This window comes from Peribacillus sp. P4_C12, from assembly GCF_056402095.1.
The window spans coordinates 1-1,292 of sequence record NZ_JBFUIB010000824.1; the positions used below are offsets into that span (position 1 = coordinate 1).

Sequence of the window (1,292 nt, forward strand, 5' to 3'; positions counted from 1 at the left end):
ATGCAAGACTCATGCCAATAACAAAAACCCTATGAAAACCGTAAAAAATGATTGGGTAGTTTTTAGAAAAATAGTTATTGTTCTAATATGGAACAATTACATGTTCCATATTAGAACAAAATTGAACGAAACGTAGAATCCGTTGGTTTAGTTTCTGAATTTTCTGCTATAATGAAATTGTATGGACAAACCCTTTTTAGCCTATAAAAATTTTGTTGTTCTGTGTGTTCAAAGTTAAGATAGTGAATCAACAAAATTACATAAAGAGTATTTTACAAATGGGAGGAGTTATTCTATGTCGGTCAATATTAGCGCGCCTAAAGAAACCATTCCTACTTTCATTCAAGAATCCTGGAAGCGTTGCCATTCAAAAGGACTTCAACCTAGAATAATGGACAAGGAAAATATGCTGGGTGAATTTGAGCTGGCCGAATTCCAGGATCAATATGCAGAGCTCCTTTATTATTCTTCACCCATTTTAGAAGACGTGTATAGCTCTATTCATGGCATGGAATCTATTCTATTACTTGCTGCTCCTGAAGGATACATCATTGAAACTGTCGGAGATCCATCATTTATTCGGCATGCTGACAATGTTGCCCTTAGAAAAGGGGCAAATTGGCTGGAGGAATCAAAAGGGACAAATGCAATAGGTACAGCTATAGTAGAGAAAAAAACAGTACTTATTCACGGCAGCCAACATTTTTATCAGGATAACCATTTCCTTACTTGTACCGCAACTCCCATTTATCATCCTGATGGTCATCTTCTTGGTGTTTTAAACTTAAGCAGTCATCAACAGGATTATCATCCGTTTTCTATTAGTTTAGTTCAAAGAGTGGCAGATAGTATTAAACAAGCCCTCTTATTAGCCCAAACACAAAAACGAGAGAAAAATCTTTATTTTATATATGATCAGCATCCTGACCCTCTATTTACAATTAATAAAGAAGGTAACGTTACAAGTCTTAATATCGCAGCATCCCGTGCTATTGGCAGTATAGAACAAACCACAACGGGGCAACCGATATCGAGTATAATATCAGGACTAGATACTCTTGCATTAATTAAAGGACTAGAACAAAAGGTTGCAATAAAAAATCAGAAGTTTACAGCACAGCCCCTTATTAAAGATACTCAACATCTGTCCTATGTGACTCTTCGGTTAGAGAAACTAAAACAGATAGATGAACAAACAAATCGTTATCATTTTTCTGATATCATCAGTAATGATTCTCAAATGAATCAAACGATATCCATAGCAAAAAGGGCTGCGAAACTTGATATTAGTC

The 1,292-nt window shown here is 35.4% G+C and carries 1 protein-coding gene; it reads left to right on the forward strand.

The window, feature by feature from the left end; all coding sequences use genetic code 11:
- Positions 1–295 precede the first annotated feature (295 nt).
- A partial coding sequence (locus tag AC1DUW_RS29375) for a sigma-54-dependent Fis family transcriptional regulator (RefSeq protein WP_477644251.1) occupies positions 296–1,292 on the forward strand: 997 nt, incomplete at its 3' end.